The 24,711-nt window shown below is 69.1% G+C and carries 28 protein-coding genes and 1 pseudogene; 17 read left to right on the top strand and 12 right to left on the bottom strand.

Going from position 1 to position 24,711, the window contains the following annotated elements:
* Positions 1 to 9: 9 nt before the first annotated feature.
* The 3 genes from E1182_RS03390 to E1182_RS03380 form a co-directional block, all read right to left on the bottom strand.
* A complete protein-coding gene (locus tag E1182_RS03390; protein ID WP_243706004.1) occupies positions 10 to 603 on the bottom strand; it encodes an MFS transporter in 594 nt (197 codons plus the stop codon).
* Between the two features lie 12 nt (positions 604 to 615).
* Positions 616 to 1,155 carry an ATP-binding cassette domain-containing protein gene (locus E1182_RS03385; protein ID WP_132261135.1) on the bottom strand — a complete coding sequence of 180 codons (540 nt, stop codon included), beginning with the start codon at positions 1,153 to 1,155 and terminating at the stop codon, positions 616 to 618.
* A gap of 334 nt (positions 1,156 to 1,489) precedes the next feature.
* Positions 1,490 to 2,134: an NYN domain-containing protein gene (locus E1182_RS03380; protein WP_243706003.1), complete on the bottom strand. Its 645-nt coding sequence runs from the start codon at positions 2,132 to 2,134 to the stop codon at positions 1,490 to 1,492.
* Between the two features lie 398 nt (positions 2,135 to 2,532).
* Here E1182_RS03380 and E1182_RS32910 point away from each other — a divergent pair.
* Positions 2,533 to 2,856, top strand: a pseudogene (locus E1182_RS32910) (hypothetical protein); the annotation flags it as partial.
* Positions 2,857 to 3,242: 386 nt separating this feature from the next.
* Here E1182_RS32910 and E1182_RS03365 read toward each other — a convergent pair.
* Positions 3,243 to 3,698 carry an N-acetyltransferase gene (locus E1182_RS03365; protein WP_132261134.1) on the bottom strand — a complete coding sequence of 152 codons (456 nt, stop codon included), beginning with the start codon at positions 3,696 to 3,698 and terminating at the stop codon, positions 3,243 to 3,245.
* A 542-nt stretch (positions 3,699 to 4,240) separates the two neighbouring features.
* Here E1182_RS03365 and E1182_RS03360 point away from each other — a divergent pair.
* On the top strand, positions 4,241 to 4,819 hold the full coding sequence (locus tag E1182_RS03360) for a dihydrofolate reductase family protein (RefSeq protein WP_132261133.1): 579 nt from the start codon (positions 4,241 to 4,243) through the stop codon (positions 4,817 to 4,819).
* Here the strand turns inward: E1182_RS03360 and E1182_RS03355 are convergent.
* Entirely contained in the window at positions 4,801 to 5,511 is a 711-nt protein-coding gene (locus tag E1182_RS03355) for a helix-turn-helix domain-containing protein (protein WP_132261132.1), read from the bottom strand. The genes E1182_RS03360 and E1182_RS03355 overlap by 19 nt on opposite strands.
* Positions 5,512 to 5,682: 171 nt before the next feature.
* Here E1182_RS03355 and E1182_RS03350 point away from each other — a divergent pair, with 171 nt between their 5' ends.
* The 7 genes from E1182_RS03350 (at position 5,683) to E1182_RS03320 (ending at position 12,000) form a co-directional block, all read left to right on the top strand.
* Positions 5,683 to 7,917, top strand: a complete 2,235-nt coding sequence (locus tag E1182_RS03350; protein WP_132261131.1) for an ATP-dependent RecD-like DNA helicase — start codon at positions 5,683 to 5,685, stop codon at positions 7,915 to 7,917.
* 287 nt (positions 7,918 to 8,204) lie between these two features.
* The gene (locus E1182_RS03345) at positions 8,205 to 8,531 is read left to right on the top strand and encodes a PadR family transcriptional regulator (protein WP_132261130.1); all 327 of its coding nucleotides are present in this window, start codon (positions 8,205 to 8,207) and stop codon (positions 8,529 to 8,531) included.
* The gene (locus E1182_RS03340; protein ID WP_132261129.1) at positions 8,528 to 8,884 is read left to right on the top strand and encodes a DUF1048 domain-containing protein; all 357 of its coding nucleotides are present in this window, start codon (positions 8,528 to 8,530) and stop codon (positions 8,882 to 8,884) included. Before E1182_RS03345 ends, E1182_RS03340 begins: the two co-directional genes overlap by 4 nt.
* Before the next feature lies 1 nt (position 8,885).
* A complete protein-coding gene (locus E1182_RS03335; RefSeq protein ID WP_132261128.1) occupies positions 8,886 to 9,212 on the top strand; it encodes a DUF1048 domain-containing protein in 327 nt (108 codons plus the stop codon).
* 396 nt (positions 9,213 to 9,608) lie between these two features.
* Positions 9,609 to 10,163: a hypothetical protein gene (locus E1182_RS03330; RefSeq protein ID WP_132261127.1), complete on the top strand. Its 555-nt coding sequence runs from the start codon at positions 9,609 to 9,611 to the stop codon at positions 10,161 to 10,163.
* 569 nt (positions 10,164 to 10,732) lie between these two features.
* Entirely contained in the window at positions 10,733 to 11,074 is a 342-nt protein-coding gene (locus tag E1182_RS03325) for a hypothetical protein (RefSeq protein WP_132261126.1), read from the top strand.
* 131 nt (positions 11,075 to 11,205) lie between these two features.
* Entirely contained in the window at positions 11,206 to 12,000 is a 795-nt protein-coding gene (locus E1182_RS03320; protein WP_132261125.1) for a hypothetical protein, read from the top strand.
* Positions 12,001 to 12,183: 183 nt separating this feature from the next.
* Here the strand turns inward: E1182_RS03320 and E1182_RS03315 are convergent, their stop codons facing one another.
* Together E1182_RS03315 and E1182_RS03310 are read right to left on the bottom strand one after the other, a co-directional pair.
* Positions 12,184 to 13,389: an MFS transporter gene (locus E1182_RS03315; RefSeq protein WP_132261124.1), complete on the bottom strand. Its 1,206-nt coding sequence runs from the start codon at positions 13,387 to 13,389 to the stop codon at positions 12,184 to 12,186.
* A gap of 140 nt (positions 13,390 to 13,529) precedes the next feature.
* On the bottom strand, positions 13,530 to 14,606 hold the full coding sequence (locus E1182_RS03310; protein ID WP_132261123.1) for an alkene reductase: 1,077 nt from the start codon (positions 14,604 to 14,606) through the stop codon (positions 13,530 to 13,532).
* A gap of 134 nt (positions 14,607 to 14,740) precedes the next feature.
* Between E1182_RS03310 and E1182_RS03305 the strand changes: the two genes are divergently transcribed.
* Complete coding sequence (locus E1182_RS03305; RefSeq protein WP_132261122.1) at positions 14,741 to 17,407, top strand: AAA family ATPase; 2,667 nt, start codon at positions 14,741 to 14,743, stop codon at positions 17,405 to 17,407.
* A gap of 171 nt (positions 17,408 to 17,578) precedes the next feature.
* Positions 17,579 to 18,007: a hypothetical protein gene (locus E1182_RS03300; RefSeq protein WP_132261121.1), complete on the top strand. Its 429-nt coding sequence runs from the start codon at positions 17,579 to 17,581 to the stop codon at positions 18,005 to 18,007.
* On the opposite strand, the gene E1182_RS31570 is transcribed toward E1182_RS03300, so the two are convergent.
* On the bottom strand, positions 17,927 to 18,439 hold the full coding sequence (locus tag E1182_RS31570; protein ID WP_132261120.1) for a hypothetical protein: 513 nt from the start codon (positions 18,437 to 18,439) through the stop codon (positions 17,927 to 17,929). The genes E1182_RS03300 and E1182_RS31570 overlap by 81 nt on opposite strands.
* A gap of 145 nt (positions 18,440 to 18,584) precedes the next feature.
* Here E1182_RS31570 and E1182_RS31565 point away from each other — a divergent pair, with 145 nt between their 5' ends.
* The 3 genes from E1182_RS31565 (at position 18,585) to E1182_RS03275 (ending at position 20,531) form a co-directional block, all read left to right on the top strand.
* Complete coding sequence (locus tag E1182_RS31565; protein ID WP_132261119.1) at positions 18,585 to 19,163, top strand: hypothetical protein; 579 nt, start codon at positions 18,585 to 18,587, stop codon at positions 19,161 to 19,163.
* 95 nt (positions 19,164 to 19,258) lie between these two features.
* Positions 19,259 to 19,675, top strand: coding sequence for an ester cyclase (locus E1182_RS03285; protein WP_132261118.1), 417 nt, complete (start codon positions 19,259 to 19,261; stop codon positions 19,673 to 19,675).
* Positions 19,676 to 20,021: 346 nt separating this feature from the next.
* Positions 20,022 to 20,531, top strand: a complete 510-nt coding sequence (locus E1182_RS03275) for a class I SAM-dependent methyltransferase (protein ID WP_371687508.1) — start codon at positions 20,022 to 20,024, stop codon at positions 20,529 to 20,531.
* 70 nt (positions 20,532 to 20,601) lie between these two features.
* Here E1182_RS03275 and E1182_RS03270 read toward each other — a convergent pair whose 3' ends face one another.
* Positions 20,602 to 21,081 (bottom strand): SRPBCC family protein, encoded by a 480-nt coding sequence (locus E1182_RS03270; RefSeq protein WP_132261115.1) that lies wholly within the window; start codon positions 21,079 to 21,081, stop codon positions 20,602 to 20,604.
* Positions 21,078 to 21,440, bottom strand: coding sequence for a metalloregulator ArsR/SmtB family transcription factor (locus E1182_RS03265; RefSeq protein ID WP_132261114.1), 363 nt, complete (start codon positions 21,438 to 21,440; stop codon positions 21,078 to 21,080). The genes E1182_RS03270 and E1182_RS03265 overlap by 4 nt, the downstream gene beginning before the upstream one ends.
* A gap of 279 nt (positions 21,441 to 21,719) precedes the next feature.
* Here E1182_RS03265 and E1182_RS03260 point away from each other — a divergent pair, with 279 nt between their 5' ends.
* The 3 genes from E1182_RS03260 (at position 21,720) to E1182_RS03250 (ending at position 23,607) form a co-directional block, all read left to right on the top strand.
* Complete coding sequence (locus E1182_RS03260) at positions 21,720 to 22,703, top strand: DUF2268 domain-containing protein (protein WP_207921247.1); 984 nt, start codon at positions 21,720 to 21,722, stop codon at positions 22,701 to 22,703.
* A gap of 95 nt (positions 22,704 to 22,798) precedes the next feature.
* On the top strand, positions 22,799 to 23,236 hold the full coding sequence (locus tag E1182_RS03255) for an SRPBCC domain-containing protein (RefSeq protein ID WP_132261113.1): 438 nt from the start codon (positions 22,799 to 22,801) through the stop codon (positions 23,234 to 23,236).
* Positions 23,233 to 23,607, top strand: coding sequence for a hypothetical protein (locus E1182_RS03250; RefSeq protein WP_132261112.1), 375 nt, complete (start codon positions 23,233 to 23,235; stop codon positions 23,605 to 23,607). The genes E1182_RS03255 and E1182_RS03250 overlap by 4 nt, the downstream gene beginning before the upstream one ends.
* Here the strand turns inward: E1182_RS03250 and E1182_RS03245 are convergent.
* Complete coding sequence (locus E1182_RS03245) at positions 23,592 to 24,404, bottom strand: SDR family oxidoreductase (protein WP_243706000.1); 813 nt, start codon at positions 24,402 to 24,404, stop codon at positions 23,592 to 23,594. The two genes, E1182_RS03250 and E1182_RS03245, sit on opposite strands and share 16 nt — an antisense overlap.
* A 102-nt stretch (positions 24,405 to 24,506) precedes the next feature.
* Positions 24,507 to 24,698 carry a hypothetical protein gene (locus tag E1182_RS03240; protein ID WP_132261110.1) on the bottom strand — a complete coding sequence of 64 codons (192 nt, stop codon included), beginning with the start codon at positions 24,696 to 24,698 and terminating at the stop codon, positions 24,507 to 24,509.
* Between the last annotated feature and the right edge of the window lie 13 nt (positions 24,699 to 24,711).

Raw genomic sequence — 24,711 nt, 5'->3', positions numbered from 1 at the left:
GCACTCCGATCAGCTCGCCGAGGACCCCGCCGAGCAGCGCCCCGATCGGCCGCACACCGTAGTTGACGGTGCGCTGCGCGCCCTTGACCAGGGAGAGCCGGGACGCTCGGACCGGCCACGAACGACATGGCCCGGGGCGCCGTTGGTCAGCGAGTTCGCGGCGATGTAGTCCGGCCGCCGCACCACAGAGGCGAACAGACTGCCGTCGGCGACCTCGTAGAAGACGGTGAGCGTACCGATGGCGAAGGACAGCACGCACAGGTGCAAAAGGTCCAGCACCCCGGCGAACGCCAGCACCGGCACCACCAGCAGCAGTGCGGCCCGGCCCAGGTCGGCACCGATCATGACCTTCCGCTTGTACCCCTGCCGGTCCACCCACGCCCCGGCGAGCAGCGAGAGGAAGAGGTTCGGCAGCAGCGCGGCGGCGGTCAGGTATCCCATCTCGGCCGCTCCGGCACCGATCGTCAGCACGGCGAGCAGCGGGATCGCGATCAGCGAGATCTGGTCGCCGACCATCGAGACGACGTGCGCCGACCAGTAGTGCCGGAACACCCGTTCCCGAAGCAGCGCCGCTGCGGGCTTCGGCAGCGCATCGGTGGTCACGGCGCGCCATCCTCAGGCGCCGGGATAGCCATCTGTACGACGGCGACCGGCCTGGATCCGTTGGTACGTGCCGTCTTGTCCCGATACGGTGCCAGCAACGCCTCGACCTGGGTGAGTAGCGTGACCAACTGCTCGGCGGTCACATAGATCATCGGCGGTGACCTCGCACAACAGCTCAGCGAACGTCCCGTGGGCCGACTCGTCGAGGCCCGACCACGGCTCGTCGAGGACCAACAGGTCCGGCGGCACCATCAGGGCCTGCGCGATGGCTACCTTCTGCGCGTTGCCCTTGGAAAGCTGGCGCAGTGGGGTGTCCGCTCCACCGACAAGTTCGAGCCTCCGCAGCAGCTTTCCGGCACGGTCGTGGGACCGCCGGGCAGGCAGCCCGCCGATCCGTCCCATGTGAACGAGGTACGAGGTTGCGGGCATCCGCTGGTGGCTGGGGAAGCGTTCCGGCACGTACCCGACGCGGGGTGGCCGGCCGGTCACGGTACCGGCGGTGGGGGTCAACAGCCCGACGAGGACCTTCAGCAGCGCCGGCGGCGACCTCATTCCCGGCGTCGATACCGCTCGGGACCTCCAGCGACGGCCCGGCGGCAGATCCGCATCTGCCGGCAACAAGGCGCGGGTATTGTGCCGGCGGTGGCGCTGACCCGGCCCAGCGTCTTCAGCACTGGGACGATGATCTACTCTTCGCGCTGCTGTCACACACGCTGGTCGTCGGCTACGGGTCTCGCACCCATCGCCGTCGCGCAGGGGTTGGCCAGCGGCGACGAGGCGTTGGCGAAAGTGCCGGGGGCACCTGACCTGTGTCTCTGATCAGTGCCGAGCCAGGGTGGGCACGGCGACTACAGTCCTTGCGGCCGGTCCGCAGATGCTGTCCGGCCTACAAGAAGCGCTCAGGGTCGAAGTCTTCGAGGTCGATGATGCGAACCCGAGGAAGGACGTTGGTGAAGCAGCCCGCGTCCTCCTCGATGTCGAATACCTGCAGGCCCGGCAGGTCGGCGAAGCCGGCGTTGAGGAACTCCTTGAACCCGACGACCGCGACCTGATGATCACCTCGTAGGAGCGCGCCGACCTGCGGCAGGAAATCGCCGTCGTGGCTGGCGAGCATCACATTGCCTGAGCGCCGGGCGATAGCCTCCAACGTCCGCTGGATGCCGATGTCCACCACCTTCTGATCCGACGAGCCAGCGAGCGGGATGGGCCGGTATTCCATGCTCAGGAGGGCCCGGACGAAGGGCATCGGCAGACCGCCACCCGAGGCATTGAGGAAGAACAGTCCCTTCACCGGCCGCTGCCACGTGTCCCGCGCGAATTCCCGCAGGCGCTCCCACCGGGGTCGCTCCGCAGGGGCCGGCCGGCGCTCCAGAACACTGTTGCCGAGAGTGGCATCGATGTTCTCCCCGTCCACGATGAGGTACGTGACGGGTTCCGGTGTACCGAGCATAGGCGTACCTCTCGAGTCGAGCAGCGAGCGCGGACCGGCCGAGCCCGAGCGTTGGATGTGCCGGAGGAAGCCGTGCTTCATGGTCAAGGGTATTGCCTGCCAGCCCTGCCGGCAGCATGCAACTCTCATGCCGCGAAGCGCTCGCCACCGAAGGTGACGTGCATGCCGGCCGCCGACGTCTGGACGTGCCGATGAGCGGGCGCTCAGCGGGTCGTGCCGACGCAACGCGACGACCGATTCCCGGCAGCACAGGGTGGCATCCTGAGTCAGAGTAACGGTCATGATCATGCCTTCGACAACGACCGCCCTGTCCGTGCTCCAAGGAATGTATGCAGCCGAAGCCGAGTACCTCGCGGCAGGCGGGCCAGGAACCGTAGAACACCGCTCCTCGCCGCCTCTTGACACAGAGGGGTGCCAGAAGCGCGCAGGACCTGCCTACCCTCAACCAGTCTGGGATCGACGGAGAGTGGCTTCGACCAATGTACCCAGGGTTGGCGGGCCTGAGGGCAACCTGGCGTGCGATACCCACCCGATCGACGTATCTTTGGGTCCGGGTCAAGACATGCGCCCCTCCCGTTTCCGCCGATAACGGCCGGGAAGTCCTCGAACCGCAGGGTCGGAGGTGCCATGTCACAGGAACGTCCAAGTTCGGCTGTCACCACGTCCCGACCGCATCCGGATCGTTCCGGTCGGATGAGCCGATAATGTGGTTGAGCTGCGAGGTCAGTGGAGACGTCACCCGGGTGTACGTGCTGGACGTGCGCCGCTGCCTCTTCCACGAGGTTCTGGTCGCGGCCGGCCGTGGCGAGCTGCAGCCGATTCTGTGCCGTTTCGACCTCAACTGGGCCGATGCCATCGAGCCCCTCGCGGCACCGTCTGAGGTTCGTGCGGCCGGTGACCTTCGCCAGTGGCGCCACCTGCCGCATGCTGTTCACCCGCGAGGAACACCTGTCCTCGCTGGTCACCAAGCCCGCCGATGCAGCCAGCACACCGCAGGCATCGGCCGCGGGGTGAACCCTCCGGGCTGAGCGACCATCCTGCTCGCGGCAGTTCTTCATCTGCTGCCGGCGACTCCAACGCCCAAGGAGCTAGGAGTTGTCGGAGCACCTTGGAGGAAAAGAACCTCTTGGCTCGGCGAGCGCGGGGCCGTGCGGCGCGTGCCGTCGGCGAACCGGACGAGAAACGCCGGTCACAGGTCTTTGGCCATGTTGCGGCCGGTCTCGGTGAAGCCCAGCTGTTCGTAGAGGGCTCGGGCGCCGGTGTTGTGGGCGAAGACGTGCAGGCCGATTCTGGTCAGCGCGTTGTCGTGGCACCAGCGCTCGGCGGCCAGCATGATCGCGCGGCCGTAGCCCTGGCGGCGTACGTCCGGTTCGACGGCTACGTTGTAGACGAACGCGGTGTCGTGGGTGACTTTGACCCAGAGGAAACCGACCCGGCGGTCGCCGTCGTAGGCATACCAGAAATGGTGGTCAGGGGTGGCGAACTCGTCGGGAAGCAGCTGCGCGTAGGTGTCGGCGGCCTTGCGGGCGGCGTCTTGCGCCGACCGGCCCGACGCGGCGACGCTCTGTGCGTAGTGCGCCTCGGCCTCCGCCCGCCACGGCTTGTACTGATCCTCGGTCATCGGCTCCAGCCGCACGTCCGTCATGACCGACAACCTACGAGTCACAAGCACCCGCGCGCACTCTCAGTTCGGGGCCGCCGGTCCACGGCGACCCTGGCGTTACGCGCATGCGAAACACGTACCGTCGTGCCGTCGACCGATTCAACGCCTGCGTCCTCGGCCTGCGGTCGTCGCCCGGGTTCGGGAAGGCAATGGCCGCCGCACCGTCGTCACCCACACCGGGCGGCGGCGCTCCGGCACGACGTTCAGCATCCCGGTCGGCTACCGCCGAGCGGGCCGGAGCAAGGGCCGTGATCTCGGCATGCAGTACCAGGGCAAGGGCTGTGGCACCGAAGCCACGGTGGGACTGCACACCCTTGCTTTCGATCATCTCGGCGGTCGTGCGTCGGCTGTGGCCCGGCTGCGGTGGTGCCCCTGCCTGCCCGTGCCGTCGTTTCCGTACAAGACCGGTGCGGTGGCAGTTTCCTAGCATGGGCGTCGCGCTCCGCCGCGGTGCGTCGGCCCAGCGCTGCGGCCGTTCGATCTACATGGTGACGCTTGTCGCCTGATCATGAGGAGAACACGACATGCGTGAGCTGATCTACACCGGGTTCATCTCGCTCGACGGGGTTATGGACTCCCCTGGTGGTGGGCCGGGTGAGGAGCACCGCAGCGGCGGCTGGGTGTTCAAGGACATCGAATTCCTACCCGAGGCATTCTCACTCAAGGGCGAGGAACTCGAGGAGACGACGGCCCTGATGTTCGGCCGTCGAAGCTACGAGGCGTTCGCGCCGGTCTGGCGCGACTCGGACGACCACGCCGCCTACAAGGAACTGCCCAAGTACGTCGTCTCGACCACGCTGCCCGACGACGCCCTCGTCCAGGGATGGGGCCCGACGACAATCCTGCGCTCGACCGACGAGGTCGTCGAGCTCAAGAAGAGCGGGGGCGGCGCGATCTTCATTCACGGCAGTGGGGAACTCACCCGACGGCTGTCGGACGCGGGATTGATCGACCGATACCATCTTCTCGTCTTCCCGGTGCTGCTCGGAGCCGGGAAGAGCCTGTTCAGCAAGGCGGACAAGGACAAGCAGGTACTGAGCCTCCGGTCCTCCGCGGCCTACCCGAACGGTGTCGTAAAGCTGATCTACGACGTCGTTCGCTGATCCAGATTCAGGGCGATCGGACCGCCGGTGCCCTCGCGGAGTTGCCGCGCGGTACGGCCGACGTACCGGCGCAGCGTACGGGCCAGGTGCGGCTCGTCGAAGTACTCGAGCTCGGAGACGACATCGGCCACTGGGGCGCCGGCGGCCAAGAGCGCTGCAGCCTTGCGCGCGCGTTCGACCTGCCGTACGGCGCCCTGGGTGAGCCCGGTCGCCGCTCGGAACCGGCGTTCGATGGTGCGGTCCGAGACCGCTGGACGGTGGCCTCGGCGGACCGCGGTGACGAGCGGGTCACTGACCACGGCTCCGACGCGGACCAGACGGTCGACCAGGGCCTCGGCGTCGTCGGGGCCGGGCGTCTCCCAGCGGACGCCGTCCAACCGAAAGGTCCGGCGGGTGGTGTCGGGAAGCTCGACGCCGCTGTCGACCAGGTCCGGCGTGGGCACGGCCCGCAGTGACGTACCCACGGCGAACTCGATGCCGACGAAGGTCGCGCCCTCCGGCACCGGCGCGGCGTCAGTCTTGGTCTCGGGTCCGGTAATGCCCGCGTACGCCGTGCCCTCGCGCTCCCAGAACACCAGGCCCCAGCACACCGTCGCAACGGAGGTCATCTGAGTGACGTGCTCGCTCGTGCAGGTCCACACGGTGTCGACCCACGGCGAGTCGGACGCGCGCGTCTGGAACCGCAGTGCCACGGGAGAAGGATAAGCACAGTCCGCCGTGCACCCAATCGAGATGCCTGCCGAGCAACTGGGACGCGCCGCTCTTCTTGACACCGCGACGCACTGGGATGGTCAGGCGCAGCCGGAGGAGCCCCTTTGGTGCCGGGGCCGGGCTAGGACAGGGGCTGCTTGTCAAGGACGGGGATGCGGCAGGATGGCTGCGTGACCGTTCCGTCGCGCCCGTCCCAGGCCACCCTGGAGGCGGTGCTCGAGCGGCTGACCTATGTCAACGAGGAGACCGGCTACACCGTCGCCCGCGTCGCCACCGACCGCGGCGGTGACCTGTTGACGGTGGTGGGCGCGTTGTTGGGCGCGCAGCCGGGGGAGAGCCTGCGGCTGCACGGCCGGTGGTCGTCGCATCCGAGGTACGGCCGGCAGTTCGAGGTCGCCTCCTACACCACCGTGTTGCCGGCCACGATCCAGGGCATCCAGCGTTACCTCGGCTCAGGACTGGTCAAGGGCATCGGCCCGGTATTCGCCGAACGGATCGTCGCCCATTTCGGCCTGGACACGCTGAGAATCATCGAGGAGGAACCCGCTCGCCTGGTGGAGGTACCCGGGCTGGGCCCGAAACGCACCGCGAAGATCACCGCGGCGTGGGAGGAACAGAAGGCCATCAAAGAGGTGATGGTCTTCCTGCAGGGCGTCGGCGTCTCCACGTCCCTGGCGGTGCGGATCTACAAGCAGTACGGCGACGCGTCCACCGACGTGGTGACGAAGGAGCCGTACCGGCTGGCCGCCGACGTGTGGGGCATCGGCTTCAAGACCGCCGACACCATCGCCCGGTCGGTGGGGATCCCGCACGACAGCCCGCAGCGGGTCATGGCCGGCCTGCGGTACACGTTGTCCGAGGCCACCGACAGCGGCCACTGCTTCCTGCCCCAAGCTGAGCTGGTGGCCGACGCCACGAAGATCCTCGACGTGTCCGCCGACCTCGTCGGCCGTTGCCTGGACGACCTGGTCGCCGACGAGGGCGTTGTGCGGGAAACCCTGCCCGGCAGCGGCGGGGAGCCGGTGCAGGCGGTGTATCTGGTGCCGTTGTACCGCGCCGAGCAGTCCCTCGCCTCCTCGCTGGCGCGGCTGCTGAACGACCGCGCCGACCGGCTACCCCACTTCACGAACGTCGACTGGGGCAAGGCCCTGACCTGGTTGAGAGCGCGTACCGGCAACGACCTCGCCCCCGAGCAGGAGCAGGCAGTCCGGCTCGCGTTGACCTCGAAGGTCGCGGTGCTCACCGGCGGTCCGGGCTGCGGCAAGAGTTTCACTGTCCGCTCCGTCGTCGAACTCGCCGCCGCGAAGAAAGCCAAGGTCACCCTCGTCGCCCCGACCGGACGCGCCGCCAAACGCCTGTCCGAGCTGACCGGGCACCCCGCCGCCACCGTGCACCGGCTGCTGCAGCTACGCCCCGGCGGAGACGCCTCCTACGACCGGGACAACCCCCTCGACGTGGACCTGCTCGTCGTCGACGAGGCCTCCATGCTCGACCTGATCCTCGCCAACAAACTCGTCAAAGCCGTCCCACCCGGCGCGCATCTGCTGCTGGTCGGAGACGTCGACCAGCTTCCCTCCGTCGGCGCGGGCGAGGTCCTGCGGGACCTGCTCGCCGCACCCGCCATCCCCCGGGTGCGGCTGACCCAGATCTTCCGCCAGGCCGCCCAGTCCGGCGTGGTCACCAACGCCCACCGCATCAACGCCGGCCGCCCGCCCCTCCTCCAGGGCCTGCCGGACTTCTTCCTGTTCTCCAGCGACGACACCGACGCCACCGCCGCGCTGGCCGTCGACGTCGCCTGCACCCGCGTCCCCGCCCGCTTCGGCCTCGACCCCCGCCGGGACGTGCAGGTGCTCACCCCCATGCACCGCGGTCCGGCCGGCGCCGCCGCGTTGAACACCCTGCTGCAGCAGAAGCTCACCCCACACCGCGAGGGGCAGCCCGAGCGACGGATGGGTGGGAGGGTGTTCCGCGTCGGCGACAAGGTCACCCAGATCCGCAACAACTACGACAAGGGCCAAGCCGGCGTCTTCAACGGCACCCTCGGCATCGTCACCCACCTCTCGACCGACGAGCAGACCCTCACGGTACGCACCGACGAGGACGAGATCATCGACTACGACTTCGACGAACTCGACGAACTCGCCCACGCCTACGCCATGACCATCCACCGCTCCCAAGGCTCCGAATACCCCGCCGTCGTCATCCCCCTGACCACCAGCGCCTGGATGATGCTGCAACGCAACCTGCTCTACACCGCCGTCACCCGCGCCAAGAAGCTCGTCGTCCTCGTCGGCTCCCGCCGCGCCCTCAACGCCGCCGTACGCACCGTCAGCGCCGGGCGCCGCCACACCGCCCTCGACCACCGCCTCGCCAACACCGCGACGTAGCCTCGGTCGGCCAGCAGCACGGTACGGTGCCATCCTTGCCGCGTAGCCGGCCCAGCGGGAGGTCTTTGCGGGGCCGGCGGGGCAGACCGCGGTGAGGAGCCTCGCGGCGTCGCCGATGTGCCACAACGGGACGCGCACGCCTGGCCCGGCGGTTATCTCGGAACCCAGGCTGAGCCAGGCCGAGGAGCTATTCCATGCGCTACTCGGCACTACCGGATAGCGGTATGCGGTGTTACCGTGTAGCGGTACCCGGTGGTACGAGGTACCGGGGGTCGAAGAGGAGGGTGATGGACGACCTGACGGAGATGCTGAAGGGCACGCTCGAGGGCTGCGTCCTCGAAATCATCGGCCGCGAGGAGACCTACGGGTACGCCATCACGCGCCGACTGAATGAACTCGGCTTCGCGGACGTCATCGACGGGACGGTGTACACCATCTTGCTGCGACTGGAGAGAAACGGACTCGTCGAGGTGACGAAACGACCATCCGACGTGGGCCCGCCGCGCAAGTTCTACAGGCTCAACGACGCGGGGCGCAGGGAACTCGCGACGTTCTGGGCGAAATGGCAGTACGTCTCGTCACGCATCGACAGCCTCAAGGGGGGCCGGGGATGAGCTTCTGGGAGACCATCACAGGCAGCGATCTCACCAGGCAGTGGAAGGTGTTCGAAGCCCGGGCGGCGGCATTGCCGGCCGACTACCCGGCGGCGTGGGAACAGATCAAGGGCAACCTCTTGCCCTACGCGGGCTTCACAGGTCGCAATCTGATGCCGATCATCGACGCCGCCCTGGGGCTGCTCGAAGAAGCCTCGGTGGACGGGCAGAGCGTCGACGAGGTGCTCGGCGACGACATTCCCGGCTTTTGTGCGGCGTTGGCCGGCGGGGCGGGGGCACGGACCTATCGCGACCGGTGGCGCGAGCAGTTGAACGCCAACGTTGCGAGGAAACTGGGCCGGCTGGGAGGCTGACGTGAGCATTCAGGACATCATCGAGGGCAAGAAGCAGTGGCGGGCGCACGTGGCTCGGGTCAAGGCGCTCCCGCCGGACTACCAGATCGTCTACAAGGAGATGCAGAGATACCTGTTCAAGGTCGGACCGATCGGCCTGGCTGACGGGCGCCTGCTCCCCGAGATCGTCGACTTCTTCGAGGAGGGCGTCGCGGCCGGCACGGGGGTCTTGGAACTCATCGGCAACGACGTCGCCGCCTTCTGCGACGATCTGATCAAGGACTCGCGCACCTACGCGGACGACTATCAGAAGTCCCTCAGCGGGAAACCCCGTACGGACGAGACGTAACACCCGTCGTCACTGTGCCGACGGGCGTAAGCCTGCGCGACGCCTGGCGAGCTGAGCGGCTTGGCCGGCCTTGGCGGGTTTCGAATGACAGATTGGCAACGAGAGACAGACCGGCAACATCGGGCAGTGCGACTGGGGCTTGCCGTGTCCGTCTGAGCGAGCGGGCCGCCTCGGCCAGGGTGTAGCCGATGAGGACGGTGGCGGCGAGGTCCGTCTGGACGGCGTCATCGCCCGCCCGCGCGGTGTGCTTCTCCGTCGAACGACGTCGAGGTCGGCTCGCTCGTCATCCGCCCGGCCGTGCAGAGCTGACACCGGGAAGGGCTTGACCTGTCGACGTCCATCGCGCATGGTCGATAGGCATCGATAGGTTCGAATGCATCGACACGGGGAGGACTGATGAAGGCCTTTGTCACCACCGCCTCGGCTGCGGCCCTGCTGCTCCTGGCCGCGGGCAGCGTGCCCTACGGTCGGCCGGCGGCCGACACGCCCTGCACCGGGCAGATCCACGCAAACCCGGGGTTCGAGCGCGGCAGCACCGGCTGGACTGCCGGCCCCCGCATCGTCGTGCTCGGCGACGCGACCCGGCCCGCACACACCGGCCGCGCGTACGCCACCTTCGCCGGGCTGGACGTGACGCGTACCGACCTGCTGCGCACCAACGTCACGGTGCCGGCCGACTGCGACCTGACGGTCCGCTTCTGGGTCCGGACCACCACCACGGAGACCAGCCGCAGCGATTACCTGAACGTCGGGCTGGCGGTCACCGGGATACCCCCTAAGACGAGGTTCTCGCTGGCCTTCGACGGCGGGTCGCAGTGGCGGCAGTACACCATGTCGACCGGAACGGCGACGACCGAGCGCACCGCGACGGTAAGCTTCGTCGCCAGCGAGACTGCCGGCAACGGCGTCACGGCCTTCGACGTCGACGACGTGACCTTCACGTTCAGCTAACCGCGCAGAGGGCCGCCAGAACGGCAGCGCGGACCCCTTCTCGCGCAACGCGAACCCGACGCAGCGCCAAGCTGCGTCGGAAGGCGGTTCTGCCGTCGATCGGGCAGATGCGGCGGAGATGACGGCCAGTGGCGCAGGCAGACCGGCGACGCGCTGGCGCGCCTGTCGAGTGAGGCGGGCTGGTCGCGCTGCGGTGGGCCGGCGGTGGAGCTGGCAGCCTGCGGTATCGTCCCCGGGATTGTGATCACGACGAGGGGCGGGCCTTGGGGTACGCGATCATGGTGGGGCGCGGCCGGGTCGCCGTGTGCGGGGTTGTGGTCATGGTGGTCGTTGGAGCGGCTGTCGGGTGTTCGGCTTCCTCCGGGCACCGCTCGGAGCCGTCCTCGTCGTCGGCGTCGGCGCAGCCCTCGGCGAGCCCGTCGAGTATGCGGGCTCGGCTTGAGTTGCCGATGCGGTTGGGCAGTCGCTCTCGCTTCGACGACCGGACGCTGACGGGTGTCGCGATCAGGAACTACAGCGTCCTTGATCGTCTGGTGGATGATCGCCGCCATGAGAGGGCTGTCGCGTCCGTGTACAACGGTGAGACCGACGCCGACCACGCGGTTCTGGTCAGCGCTGCCGCCGGCACGGTCCGGGACGAGGAAGCGACGCTGACCACGCTCTTCGGGCTGTACCCGTCGGTGGGGGAGGTCCGGGCGGTCGACGCGGGACCGTTGGGTGGCGTGGCAGCCTGCGGTGACGGCCGCGACGGGCGGTACCACGTCACGATGTGCGCCTGGGTTGATCGGATCAGCGCCGGCATTGTCGCCTTCGTCAGCCCGAAGAAGCGTCTGGTCGACCGGGGCAAGGAGCTGGTGGGTATCCGCAGCGAGGTGGAGTTCCCCATTCCGGGCCTGCCCGCCAACCAGTAGGTCCTCCGGCGTCGACGCCCGGTAACCCGGGTTCGGTCGGCCTTCAACGATGTCAAGCACTGTCCGTTGTGGCCGGGCCGGATCATGATCGAATCTGCGGGGACCAGTATTGAACGCACGTGGGAGGGACTTTGACCGACCCCGTTTCGTATGTTGCCGGAAGTCGCCTGATCATCGACGGCCGCGACGTGAGAGATGAGGTGTTCTCCTCGCGCGGAATAGATGAGTTGGTAATCGCCAACGGGTCCCGTCTAAGTCGGGTCACATTCCGCGGCCTCGGCATATCTTATGGCAGCCTCGGGGCGGGAGTCGGGCAGTCCAGTCTTGAGGGCTGCCTGTTTGATCGTTGCCGGATGCATCTGGCGTCGATCGGGCGAGTGGGCTTGAAGGACTGCAGGTTCGAGCGGTGCAGGATCAAGGGATGGCTCTGCCTCGAGGCGGAATTCACCGGCTGCTGGTTCGGCGCCAAGCTGGAGAGGGTGGTGTTCGACGCTGGATTGACTGAGGCGGGCTCCCGGGAGCTTGGCAGGAGTAGGAATCGATTCGGGGAGAACGACTTTTCGGCTTCCGAATTTCGTGATGTCGCATTTCGTGGGGGCGTGGAGCTGACTAGGGAGCTGCTGCCGCAAACGCCGGGCGGATTCTACTTCGAAGAGGCTGAAAAGGCGTACGGTCACGTCTGTCGGGCACTAGAAGGTGTCAAACTTCGGGACTCGGTGGGACTTGAGGCTTTTCTTCGAGTTCGGCTGGACAATGCCATGCGCGGGCAGCGGCAGGACTACGTTTCTCCGTTGGATGTTCGTGGCGCGGTGGCCGATCCGGAAGCACAATCATTTCTTCGCGATTCCTTTAGACATGTAGGTGAGGAGATGTTGGGTGAGGTGACCGGGGAGACCGGTAGCGCGTCGGGGCTGGCGGCCGGCTGACCTCGGCCCGGCCCGTTGTGGCGGGCGGTGGCGTTCCAGGAATTGCCCGCACGCCCTGGGCACACAGCTCACCTCGGCCGCCTCGCGAGGCGTGCTGTGCGGTGCCGCGGTCCGAGCCGAGATCGAGTTGCTGGGGCTTCGCCACCAGGCGGCTGGCCGATCGGGCTGGCCTGGCTCTACTGCTCAGGCAAGGAGCAGTGTGGCGATCGCCGGCCCGAAGGCGGCACCGAGCAGATAGGCCAGGTTGAACTGACCCATCGCGGCGGCTCGCGAGTCCTCCGGCACGGCGGTCCCGGCGTGTGTGGCGAGTGCTCCCTGGCCGGAGGCCGCGGCAACCGAGGTGAGGGCCTGAGCGCCGAGCAGCGCGAAGGGCGCGGTCGTCAGGCCGGCCAGCACGATTCCCGCCCCGGCCAACGGGGGAAAGAGCACGACGAGAAACTCGAACGGTGTCCTTGCCGTCACCGCGATCACGACGTAGGAGGCGATCCCGCCGAACAGCAGCGGCCAGGTGATGGCCAGGCCGACCTGCTGGCCGGTCCAGCCGGCCCGCTCGGCCAGCAGCGGCGGCAGAGCGTACATCGTTCCGAAGTTGACCACCGCCAGCAGGAACGCCGTCCCCGCCGCCAGCAGGAATGCCGGCGACCGAACCACCGCCGCCGGCACAAACCCGTCCGGCCGGTGCCGCAGCCACAGGGCGAACGCCAATCCGGCGGCCACCGCAGCGGGGGTGGCGACCTGCCAGGCATGCGGCACGAACACCAGGGCGGTGACCAGCGCGGTCAGCAGCGCCGCGCCGGGCAGGTCGAACCGGGCGGCGGACAGCGCCGTGACGGGCCGGCGGCGCAGAACGGGGGGCATGGCGAGCAGGCTGAGCATGGGCAGCGCCAGCGCGGCACGCCACCCCAGCAGCCCCGCGACCACCTCGCCTACCAGTGGCGCGACAGAGCCGACCGTGGCCAGCGATGCGGTGACCAGTCCCATCATGCGAGCCGAGCGCGTGAGACTCATCGCGATGGTGGTGAGCCCGGCCGTGCCGAGCCCTTGGAGGGCGCTGCCGGTCACGAGAACCGGCAGCACCGGTGCGGCCAAGGTCAGGATTCCGCCGAGCAGCACCAGTGTGCCGCAGCCGACCAGGGCCGTGCGGGTGCCGCGGCGGCTCTGCAGTCTGGCCATGAGCGGGGTGCCGACCGCGATGGCCCAGCCGAACGTGGTGACGATCCACGTCACCGCCGCGGGCGTGAGGTCGAGGTCGCGGGCGACGTCGGAGAGGACCAGGGCGGGCCCGGCGATGCCGAATGACAGCGGCCCGGCCAGCACCGCCAGCCATCCCGCTGGAACCCAGCCGCCCTGCTCGCACGTCCGGGCGACATGCTCCTCCGCCGAAGGCATTGTGCTCGTTCCAACGCCGGCGCCGGCCTGGTCGGAACTCGCGCCTCGCGCGAGCGCCCTGTCCCGGGCAGATCCGGCTCCCGCCAGGATGCCCGGGCGGCTGGCGGGGTGGGAGGCGCAATCTCGGGTCATCGGGGCACTCATTGCGTCAGCAGCGGGTAGTCGGTGTAGCCCCGGTGGTCGCCGCCGTAGAAGGTGGCAGGGTCGGCCTCGGCGTACGGGCCGCCCGCCGCGATCCGGGCAGGCAGGTCGGGATTGGCCAGCCACAGCCGCCCGTAGGCGATCGCGTCCGCGAGTCCGGAGCGCACCGCATCGACACCTTCCTCGGGGCTCGCGGGCGCGTCGTCGCCTCTGGGGTGCGGGTTGAGGATCAGCGTGCCGGGCCACTCGGCGCGCACCAGCTTGGTGATGGCGCGGGTGTCGTTCTCCGAGACGTGCAGGTACGCCAGGCCCAGTGGGGCGAGCGCGCGGGCCAGTTCGGTGTAGAGGGTCTCGGAGTCGCTTTCGTCCATGCCGTTGTAGGTGATGCCCGGCGAGATCCGCAGCCCGGTGCGCGCGGCGCCGATCGCATCGCCGACTGCCTGGGCTACCTCCACGGCGAACCTGATGCGCCTGGCCACCGACCCCCCGTAGGCGTCGGCGCGGTGGTTGGTGTTGTCCGACAGGAACTGGTGGATCAGGTATCCGCTGGCGCCGTGCAACTCGACTCCGTCGAATCCGGCGTCCAGAGCGTATCGGGCCGCCGTCACGAAGTCCTCGACGGCGCGGGCGATGTCCAGCATGGTCATCTCGCGTGGTGTGGGGTGGTCCAGCAGCCCGGCGGGGGTGTACAGCCGTTCGCCAGAGGGGATCGGCGACGGCCCGATCGGCAGTTCACCGCCGGGATAGAGGATGGGATGACCGATCCGTCCGGAGTGCATGAGCTGGACGAAGATCCGGCCGCCGCGCCGATGCACCTCGTCGGTGACCCGCCGCCAGGCCGCCGCCTGTTCGGGCGTGTGCAGACCGGGGGTGTCGATGTAACCCTGGCCGAGCACGCACGGTTGTGTTCCTTCGGTGACGATCAGACCCGCGCCAGCGCGCTGGCCGTAGTACTCGGCCGTCAGATCATGGACCAGACCACCGCGGGCTCGACTGCGGGTCATCGGTGCCATGACGAGACGGTTGGGCAGGGTCAGCTCGCCCACAGTCACAGGGTGGAGGAGCTCGTCATTCACGTCTATCTCCCTTGCCGGTACGGGTGTTGTGCTGGCCCGACGCTACGCACAGGGGGTTACGGGCCGAATCGGTAGAGTTTCCGTATTCGCGTACGGAGGGCGGGTCGTACGTACCTACGGACAGGGAGCGCAGGGTGCTGTACGGCAGGGCGGGCGAGCAGGCGGCGATCAGAGACCTGGTCGACGCGGCGCGCACCGGCCGGAGCGGCAGCCTCGTCGTGCGCGGCGAGCCAGGGATTGGCAAATCGGCGCTGCTGGCGTGGGCCGGCGAGTACGCCGACGGCGCCGGTCTTACCACGCTGCGCGTCACCGGCGTCGAGGTGGAGGCCGACCTGGCGTTCGCCGGTCTGGTCCAGTTGGTCTGGCCGGTGCGGGACCGGCTCAACGCGCTGCCGGGGCCACAGGCCCAGACGCTGCGCGCGTTGCTTGGTGCCCAAGGTGAGGGCGGAGGCGACAGGTTCCTGTCGGGGCTGGCCGTGCTGACGCTGATGGCGGAGGTGGCCGACGACGGCCCTCTGTTGTGCCTGGTGGACGATGCGCAGTGGCTGGACCGGGCGAGCGCCGACGCGCTGCTGTTCGCCGCACGCCGGCTGGCCGCCGAGGGGGTGGCGATGCTGTTCGCCACGCGGGAGGAGGGTTTCCCGGCGACGGGCTTGCCGGAACTGCGGCCGTCACGGCTGCCGCCGGAGGACGCCGTGCGGTTGCTGGAGGGGCGGGGGCTCACGCCCGCTCTGCGTGAGCAGGTGATCCAGGAGTCGGCGGGCAACCCGCTCGCACTGATCGAGTTCGCCGCGGCACGGCGTAGCTACCACACAGTTGCCGGGCCCATGCCGGTGACCGACCAGGTGCTTGCGTCCTTCCGCTCGCGGATCGGGCGGCTGCCGGAAAGGACACGCCTGATGATGCTGGCGGCCGCCGCCGAGGCGCGCGGCCACCTGCCGACGCTGCTCGGCGCCGCCACCGCGCTGGGAGTCGGCTTGGAGGACCTGACGGAGGCCGAGAAGGCGGGGCTCGTCCAAGTCACCGCGAACGTCGTCACCTTCCGGCATCCCCTGATCAGCACCGCCGCCTACCAGGGGGCGCCGCTCGCGCGACGGATCGCCGTGCACCAAGCGCTCGCGGAGTCGGCGACCGACGAGGACTGCCGCGCCCGCCACCTCGCCGTCGCCACCACCTCCGCCGACGAAGGTGTCGCCGCGGAGATCGTCCGGGCCGCTGAACGCGCCCGGGCCCGGGCCGCGTACGCCGCCGCCGCCGGCCTGTACGAGCAGGCCGCGAACCTCACCCCCGGCCTGTCGGACCGGGCGGCCCGGCTGGGCGAGGCGGCCTCACTCGCGCTTTCCGCCGGGCACGCCGCGCAGGCGGCACAACTGGCCGACCAGGCCGAGCAACTGGTGGACGATCCCGAGTCGCTGGCCAGACTGGCGCGCGTGCGCGCCACCGTGGAGTTCGAGTTGGGCGAGCGCCGGCTCGCGGCCCGAATGCTGGTCGAACGATCCGCACACGCCGACCCGGACGCCGCCGTGACCATGTTGCGCACCAGCGCCGGGTACGCGTGGTTCAGCGGTGACCGGGATGCCATCCGGGACGCGGCCGAACGGCTACGCGCGTTGGGCCGCCCCGACCCGATGGTGCTGGGGATGGCGCATCTCGTGGACGAGGACTACGCGCGAGGGCTGCCGTTGCTGACGGAGCTGATGACGAGCCATTCCCGTTCCGTGCGAGAAAGACTCAACGGGGCGACAGCGCCGCCCGCGGATATCACCATGACCTGGGCCACCTTCTGCGCGATGATCCTCGGTGACGACGCGAACGCCCGTGAACTGGCAGAGGCGCAGGCATTGCACTGCCGCCGTCATGGGCTCGTGGGCGCGCTGCCGCAGGTGCTGCAGGACCTGGCCGGTGTGCAGATACTGGCCGGACGGCACCGGGATGCCGAGGCATCCGTGGCCGAGGCCATACGCATCGCCCATGACACGGGCCTGCTGCAACGGGTGTCGCAGCTGAACTCGGTCCTGGCCAGAGTCGCGGCCATCGAAGGGGACGAGGAGCGCTGCGTACGCCTCGCGGGCGGCGAACCCGACACCGGCGGCATGAGCGGGCTTATCTCACTCAGCCTGCTCGATCTGGGGCTGGGTCGATACGAGGTGGCGCTGAACCGGTTGGAGGCGGCCACCCGGGGGCCGCTGCGACACGCCTCCGCCCTGATCGCCGCAGGCGCCGACCAAGCCGAGGCTGCCGTACGGATGGGTGAGCCGGCCCGGGCCGAGGAAGCGCTGCGCCGGCTGGAGGCGTGGGCCCGGGCCGGTCGGCAGCCGTGGGCGCAGGCGCTCACCGCTCGCGTCCGTGCTCTACTGTCCGACGACGAGGACGACTACCTGCGCGCCCTTGATGCCCACGAGAACGCGGGCCGGCCTTTCGAACAGGCGCGCACCCAGCTTCTCTACGGCGAGTGGCTGCGTCGCGCCCGACGACGCAGCGACGCGCGGGCGTCCCTGCGCGCCGCCCTGAAGACATTCGAACAGCTCGATGCGGAACCGTGGCTGACACGGGTGCGTACCGAGCTCAAGGCGACCGGGGAGACGCTCGTCCCGGCTGCGCCGACCGCCGCTAACCCACTGGACCGGCTCACCCCCCAGGAGCGCCAGGTGATCCGACTGGCTGCGGACGGCAGCACCAGCCGGGAGATCGCCGCCCAACTCTTCCTCAGCCCGCGGACCGTCGAGCACCACCTCTACCGCGCCTTCCGCAAGCTTGGCATCCGTTCCCGCCGGGAATTGCCCCGCCTTGACCTGACCTGAACCCGTGGGTGTGGGCGGCGGTCAGGTCGGGAGTGCCGCAGCGTCACCATCCGAATCCTCCCGCGCGGGCACCACGCCGGCCGGGTCACCACCGACGGATACGACCGGATCGGTGGCCCTGAGCTGGGCGGGTACTCGTTCGGTGAACTGCTGCCCGGGTACGCCGACCTGATGACCTCCTGGCTGGTCGACGTCACCAGCGGCAATCTTCCTCCGTCGAGCGCCGACGCCCTGCCCACCCAGCGCATCGACAGCTGGCCGGTGACCCCGCTGACGGGCCTCGGATTCGGGCTGTTCGCGCTGCTGCTGGCGGCGCTGGCAAGCTGGCCCGCCGCAGCCGTCATCCGCCGGATCCGCCGTGGCACTCCGATCGCCGCGGCTCCGGCCCGATGGCTGGTCGCTACGGGCCTGAGCGTGACGCTGGGCGTGGTGGGTTACGTCTGCTGGGCGGTGGCCAACCAGGCAAAAGGCATCACGGGTACGGTGCTCGGCCAGCCCCTGCCGTGGCTGGCGCTGCGGCTACCCGACGGCTACCGGCGTGAGGGCGAGGTCGGCGAGTGCCGCCGTGCCCTCGGCGACCTGGCCGTTCCCGACGGGTAGCAGTGTGCGCGCCGACTGGTAGGGGCAGCCCGCCGCGTCGAACGCCGCTGCCGCGGCGAGCTGTCGCCTCAGGTCGCCGTCCAACAGTGCCTCTGCCCGGTCCAGCTGGACGGTGGCGACCGGGTTGCCGGCGACCACGCTGCGGGCGGCGTCGACCCGGTCCCGGGCATCCGGGTGTCCGGCGAGCACCGACGCCTCCGCCCGCAGTGCCACGTACCAGTGCAGCCAGACCCAGCAGACCCACTTCCACACCTCATCCGGCTCCGGCGCCAGCCGTTCCAGCGCCGCGTCCGCGTCCCCGTGATGGAGCAGGACCATGGCGTCGAAGACCGCGCCGTAGCCATGGCGGTGGTCCAGGACGGGGCCCGCCTGGTCGGCGATCGCGAGCCAGGTCGCCCGAGCGTCGTGATCGCCACGCAGGCCATGGATCATCGCGACCGACGCGGCAGCCGGGCCCGAGCACGAACGACCGCTGCCGGCCGCTCTGCTCCCATGCGTCGAGGAATCTCGCGCTGCCGGTCAGCACGGCGTTGGCATGACCGACGAACGCCTCGGTGACCAGGAGCCATGATGTGGCGTGGTGACCTGCCTCGGCCAGCAGTGGATGGTCGGCGAGCTGTCTGCTCCATTGGCGGGCCTGGGACAGTTGCCCTACGCCGAGGGCGTTTCCGGCGGCCATCGCGAGGGCGTCCATCTGCTCGTGCGTACTGGCGGGGGTGCGCGGTATCGCAGCCAGGATGTCGATCCGTCGCCGGGCGGCAGCTGCGGCGCCGAAGGGATCACCGGCCCAACTCCTGGCGCCGGAGAGCGCGTCGAGGGCGGCGGACTCGGCCACCGGGTCGCCCGCGCGCCGGGCGAGCTCGACAGCCCGTTCGGCGTAGGCGACCGTCTCCTGCGCGGTGTTGTCCGCGTCTCCCTGGACCGCGCCGTAGGCGTCCGCGATCACCGCTGCCTCGGCCAGCGCAACGGCCGCCTCGGCGGCCGGGTCGCCGACGCCGGACAGCTCTCGCGCTTCGCCGACCGCCCCCTTGCTGCCCGTGATCTCGGCGAGTGGGGCGGACACGAGAACGAGCCGGGCGGGCTGATCCGACCGGAAGTGCCAGTGGTCGGTTGCTGTCGCGGGCGTGGTGTCGGTCGGTGGTGGCGATGTCGGTGACGCCGGTCAGGCGTAGGGCTTTGTCACCCGGTGACGGCACGCACAGACCGCAGGCTCCGCCATGCCGAAACGATCAGGTGGGACACAATCGATCCATGATCCATGACCCAGTTTCGGTGGTCCGGGAGTTTCTGCAGGTCGTTCGCTCGGGGGCCGATCCCGGACAAGCCGACCGGCTGATGACGACCACGGTGATCGCTCATCAGGTGCAGGCTGAGGACCCGGCGACGATCACACGTACTCCGCAGGAGTACGCCGAGCATGTCGAGGAGATGCTCACGGCCTACGGGCCGTTCCGTCTGGAGATCGACGAGTTGTTCGGCAGTGGCGACAAGGTGTACGCGCGTTGGACCCAGCACGGAGCGCACGTCGGAAGCGTCAACGGATTGCTGCCCACAGGCCAGCCCATCATCCAGGTAACCAGCTGTGTGTACCGCGTCGCCGACGGCAGGATCGCGGAGTACTGGATCCAGATCGACCGGTGGGGACTGCGAGCGCAACTCGCCGCCTAACGCGTGATGGCCGAACACCACAGCGACGCAATCATGCCGCCGAAAGGCGTCACCTGACGACTGTGTCGGCCCTGGGTCGAAACCAGTCACGGCCGGGGCGTTCGGGGCGGCCGCGACCTCGAAGAAAGCCGCTGAGCGAGCACCGGGATCTGGTGGTGGAGCGAATCGCGGAGCTGACCGCCTGCGTCCCTGACGGGCAACCCGTCTTCGCCGCTGTCTCACCAGGCAACGGTCGGTCCCTGCTCGCCTTCCTCCCCACCGGGTTCGCACCCGTCGGCGCCGAGGTGATCCCGCAACGAAACGGAGACCGGCATGACGAGGACATCCGCCGCGCACACGGCAGAGGCTGCCGATACGCGCCGCAGCTACGACCTGGTGGCCGAGCGCTACGCCGCCGAGATCGGCGACGAGCTGCACGGCAAACCTGTCACCGAGGATGTGCGCCATCGCGCGCCGCACCACGTCGCTGCCGTATGCCGCGGCGGACATGACCGCGCTGCCCATCCAATCCGGAAGCGTGAGCGGAATCCTCTGCTGGTACGCGGTGATCCACCTCGACGGGTCCCGGCGCAACGCCGCCTACGCCGAGTTCGCCCGGGTGCTGCGCCAGGGTGGACACGCCCTGCTCGGCTTCCACACCAGCGACACCGACACCCAGCCCGGGCAGGCAAAGACCCTGACCGACTGGTGGGACCAGCCCGTCGACCTGACCTTCCGCTTCCTCGACCCGGCGGCGGAGACGGCGGCCCTGGCGCAAGCCGGCATCGACCTCGTCGCCCGCCTAGACCGAACACCCCACACCGCGGTAGAGCATCCCAGCCAACGCTCCTACCTGCTCGTATCGGTCGGCACCTGATCTACGACGTCGCCTGACAGCAACGCGGCATCCGACCCTGTGCTGAGTGCCGCGGACTAATGCGCTGTGTCTATCGCTGAGCCTCGAAGTGCTCTTTCATCGCCGGGTAGTAGTCGTCGAAGTTCGGTGCCGGCTGGTCGACGTGCGAGGCCACCAGAGCGTCCAGGTAGTACTCCCAGCCCGGTCCGACCTCGCCGACGCCCTCCGTGCCGGTCAGGTGTTGCGTGAACCGCAGCTCGGTCACGCCCGCACTCTCGACGAGCGCCATGTCCAGGTGCCAGCTGCCGTGCTCGTCCACGGCGGAAACCGTTAGCCGGTGCGGCGGTTCGCACGCGTCGATGGTCATGTCCATCCAGGGCGTTCCCTCTTCGTGCACCATCTGGACCTTGATGGTGCGTCCCGGCGCGGCGTCGCCCTGCCAGGGGCCGAACCAGCGCGCCGTACGCGCCGGATCGGTGAGGCTCGCCCAGACGTCAGCTATCGGAGCGCGGAACGTGCGGGTCAGCACGAGGTCGTTGCCGAACAGTCGGCCGGTGGGTGTCGGGCTCATGCGGTCTCCTTCTGGGATGGGTGCCGCCCGGCTGCCGTCTGCCGCTCGCGGCGGGTGCGGTAGACCTCGGTCTCTAGTGCATCGAGGTGGTGCTGCCAGCCAGACGGGCGCATCAGCCGTTCCAGCCACCCGGCCAACTCGTCGAGCGGCGCGGTGACCAGCGTGTAGACACGCCGACGTCCATCGGCCGTGTCGCGCGCCAGGCCGGCCTCACGTAACACGCGCAGATGGCGGCTGACGGCCGGCCGGCTGATCGCGAACCGGTCGGCGATCTGCCCGGCCGAGAGTGGTTCGTCGCGCAGCATCAGCAGTATTTCCCGCCGCACCGGATCGGCGATGGCGGCCGCTACCTCGTCCACACCAAAAGCGTAACCGATGGGTTACGCTTTTGGCAACGTCGTGCCCTGACGTGGCGGCGACGGGTTCGTTTGTGATGGTCGGGGCTGGTGGCGTGGTGAGCAGGGGCCGCGGTGCCTTCGGTGAGGTGGCGGCGGTCGCCGGTTTGCCATTCGTCGTGGGGTTCGACCTCAAATGCAAGGGCCCCAGGTCACACTGCGCGCGGCAGGTATGGGCACCGTACCGGCTGAACACCTTGCATGAGTCCATCGCAACGGCGAACCGTCGGTCATGACGGCCCGGTGACGGCATGCCGGCCGTACCTCGACGAAGAGCGCCGCTGGTTTGACCCTGACGCTACGTCAGTTCCTAGCATCGAGGCCATGTCGATCACTGTTCTTGACACCTACTCTGCCATGAAACGGATTGTGCTTGCCCCGGTCGCGGACCGCATTGACCTGCTGCGTTCCATGCTGGAGCCGACCAGGGGCATGTACCGCTACTACCCCGGCGAGGTCGACCTGGTGGCCATGCACCGGGAAGCTTCCGGGTTCCCCATCGACCGTGATGAGGCGCGTTGCCTTGACGCGCTCGAAACCCTGGCGGCGGCCGGGGCCTGGGAGCGGATGCAACGCGCCTTGGATGACGCTTTCGCCGTACTGCTGGAGGCGAATCCGGGGCTGGAGGCCCCGGACATCACCGTGCTGTTCGTGCTCGGCGATCCGGGTGACGAGCACTTCATGGGGCACTGCCATGGGGTGACCGGGTTCGGCGGCATCTCCGGCCACATCGTGATCACGCTCTGGCCCTTCCCCGAGAACGTGGAGCGGCTGGAGGCCACCGCCGTGCACGAACTCAACCACAACCTGCGGTTCGGCCCCGGCGGGATCGTGTGGGATCCGACGACCGTCACGGTCGGGGACCACATCGTCTCCGAGGGCTTGGCCGACGCCTTCGCCCGCCAACTCTACGGCGATGAGCTTGGTCATACCCGGATCGGCGTGCCGCATCTGCACGACGACGAGGTCTTCGCCAAGGTGCTCACCGGGCTCGACGTGACAGGTATGCACAACTTCACTGCCTGGGTGCACGGCGACCCCAGCGCCGAGCGCTTCGGCCTCAGGCCCGTGGGGTTGCCGATGGGCGCCGGGTACGCCGCCGGCAACCGGCTGGTCGACACCTACCTGGCGGCGACCGGGCAGACGGCTGCGCAGGCCCTGCACGCCGAGAGCTCGGAGATCATCGCAACCACGCTCCGCTGCGGAGCGCCCAAGCGCCACGGGTGAGCGTGCAGGTCATCGCCGACTGCAAGGGTCACCTGATCCAAGGTCCTCCCACTGATCCACTGGGATGTCATGATCGAACTCTTGAAGGGAGACCAATGCGCGAAATCTCGACGCAGGTGGATGTCGACGCGACGCCGCAGCGGGTCTGGGAGGTGCTGACCGACTTTCCACGCTATGCGCAGTGGAATCCCTTCATCCGGGAGGCGGCCGGTGAGGCCCGGGTCGGCAGCACCCTGAACCTCCGCATGTTCCCGGTTGCCGGCCGTCCGATGTCGTTCAAGCCGCGCGTCCTGGCGGCTCGGGAGGCGGCCGAGTTGCGCTGGCTGGGCGGGCTGATCCTGCCCGGGGTCTTCGACGGGGAGCACCTGTTCGTCCTCACCCCGCACGGCGGAGGCACGCGGGTGGTGCAGAGCGAGACGTTCTCGGGGATTCTGGTGCCGCTGTTCGGAAAGGTCGTCAACGGCACGGTGGCGGACTTCGAACGGTTCAACGAGGCGCTCAAGAGCCGGGCGGAGAACGAGAAGCAGGCGTGACTCGATCCCCGAACCGGCCGGGGCCGGCCTCCGCGCTGCGCTTCGCCACCGAGCTGGTGGCCTGGGTGGCCACCCCGTGGGCGCTCGCCGGCCATTCGGTGCTGCTGGCCGTGGCATCGGTGGTGGTGCTCGTCGCGCTGCCCACGGTCTTTGCGACACCCGGCGACAAGGAGCAGGTCCTCGTCCCGGTACCGGGGCAGGTGACGATCGGTCTGGTGCTTCTGCACATGGCGGCCGCGGCGGTGGCATCCTGGCTGGCTTGGCCGTTGCCGGCGGCGATCACCGTCTGGATTCTCGTAGCCGCGTCGGTCCTGGCGGAACTTCCCCGGTGGCGGTGGCTGATCTGCGCACCTGTTCACGCCACGGTGTGATGTCCTGCCTTGATCATTTGGTCAAACTCACTGCGTCGGGCGTCGTAGGCGGGTTTCAGCAGCGTCTCCGAGTCGGGACCGATCGGCAGCCGCAGCGGCGGCGAGTCCATCTGACCGAGCCGCCAGACCACGTCGGCGAAGAGTTCGGGGGAGTTGATGTCCGGCTTGTCGTTCATGCTGCGCACCACGTCGAGCATGCCGTCGCCGACCAGCGTGTAGTCCGCGATCCGGTGCTCCGGCAGCACCAGATTGGTGCTGTAGGCGGTGGCGAAGCCTCCCGGCTGCAAGATGGTCACCTTCACTCCTAGGTGCCCGGCCTCGGCGGCCAGCGACTCGGCCGCCCCCTCCACCGCGAACTTGCTCGCGGTGTACGCGGCGAGCCCCGGGAAGGGAACCATGCCGGCGACCGAGCTGACGAAGACGGCGTGCCCGCAGTGCTGCGCCCGCCACACCGGCAGCACCGCGCGGGTGAGCCGCCACGGCCCGAACACGTTGGTGTCGAACTGTGCGGCGAGTTCCGCGTCGGAGACCTCCTCGAAGGTGCCGAACTGTCCGTAGGCCGCGTTGTTGACCAGGACGTCGACGCCGCCGAAGGCGTCCACCGCCCGCTCGACGGCTGCCGCGCACTGCTCCGGATCCCGTACGTCCAGGGCGGCGGCCACCACGTTGTCTGGATGCCGGCTCACCAACCCGTCCAGGGTCTCCGGCCGCCGAGCCGTCGCCACCACCTGCTCGCCCTCGGCGGCGAGCCGGGCCGCGAGAGCCTGACCGAGTCCACTCGAACATCCTGTGACCAACCAACGCTTCGTCATCGCCCTCGGCCCGCCCTGTCCACTGAGTTCCCTGGCGATTGCACACTGTCAGACGTCGTGCGCGGCTTGAAAGGGCATCGACTGTCGTCAACCGGATTCGTCGGGTATTCGGCATGTGGCGGTGACGGCATCGCCGACCGGCCCGACCACCCGCGCGACGTTCTCGAACGCGCGGGCGGCGCCGCGGCCGTCGGCGAACTCGTCGTCGACGGGCTGCAGCGCGCGGTAGAGGGTGGACCGGCCAGCGCCAGGGTGTTTCGCGATCGCGGTCGCCGGCAAGCGCAGCCTGTCG

Source organism: Micromonospora sp. KC721, assembly GCF_004348355.1.
Taxonomy (GTDB): Bacteria; Actinomycetota; Actinomycetes; order Mycobacteriales; family Micromonosporaceae; genus Micromonospora.
The sequence above is the reverse complement of the archived record's forward strand: the minus strand, read 5'-3'. Positions and strand labels throughout refer to the sequence as shown.

Excerpts from the sequence above, each read along its gene's own strand:
- E1182_RS03385 (WP_132261135.1), bottom strand. The coding sequence starts at position 1,155 with ATGAGGTCGCCGCCGGCGCTGCTGAAGGTCCTCGTCGGGCTGTTGACC.
- E1182_RS03380 (WP_243706003.1), bottom strand. The coding sequence starts at position 2,134 with ATGAAGCACGGCTTCCTCCGGCACATCCAACGCTCGGGCTCGGCCGGT.
- E1182_RS03365 (WP_132261134.1), bottom strand. The coding sequence starts at position 3,698 with ATGACGGACGTGCGGCTGGAGCCGATGACCGAGGATCAGTACAAGCCG.
- E1182_RS03360 (WP_132261133.1), top strand. The coding sequence starts at position 4,241 with ATGCGTGAGCTGATCTACACCGGGTTCATCTCGCTCGACGGGGTTATG.
- E1182_RS03350 (WP_132261131.1), top strand. The coding sequence starts at position 5,683 with ATGCGGCAGGATGGCTGCGTGACCGTTCCGTCGCGCCCGTCCCAGGCC.
- E1182_RS03345 (WP_132261130.1), top strand. The coding sequence starts at position 8,205 with ATGGACGACCTGACGGAGATGCTGAAGGGCACGCTCGAGGGCTGCGTC.
- E1182_RS03340 (WP_132261129.1), top strand. The coding sequence starts at position 8,528 with ATGAGCTTCTGGGAGACCATCACAGGCAGCGATCTCACCAGGCAGTGG.
- E1182_RS03330 (WP_132261127.1), top strand. The coding sequence starts at position 9,609 with ATGAAGGCCTTTGTCACCACCGCCTCGGCTGCGGCCCTGCTGCTCCTG.
- E1182_RS03315 (WP_132261124.1), bottom strand. The coding sequence starts at position 13,389 with ATGCCTTCGGCGGAGGAGCATGTCGCCCGGACGTGCGAGCAGGGCGGC.
- E1182_RS03300 (WP_132261121.1), top strand. The coding sequence starts at position 17,579 with ATGACCTCCTGGCTGGTCGACGTCACCAGCGGCAATCTTCCTCCGTCG.
- E1182_RS31570 (WP_132261120.1), bottom strand. The coding sequence starts at position 18,439 with ATGATCCATGGCCTGCGTGGCGATCACGACGCTCGGGCGACCTGGCTC.
- E1182_RS03285 (WP_132261118.1), top strand. The coding sequence starts at position 19,259 with ATGATCCATGACCCAGTTTCGGTGGTCCGGGAGTTTCTGCAGGTCGTT.
- E1182_RS03270 (WP_132261115.1), bottom strand. The coding sequence starts at position 21,081 with ATGAGCCCGACACCCACCGGCCGACTGTTCGGCAACGACCTCGTGCTG.
- E1182_RS03255 (WP_132261113.1), top strand. The coding sequence starts at position 22,799 with ATGCGCGAAATCTCGACGCAGGTGGATGTCGACGCGACGCCGCAGCGG.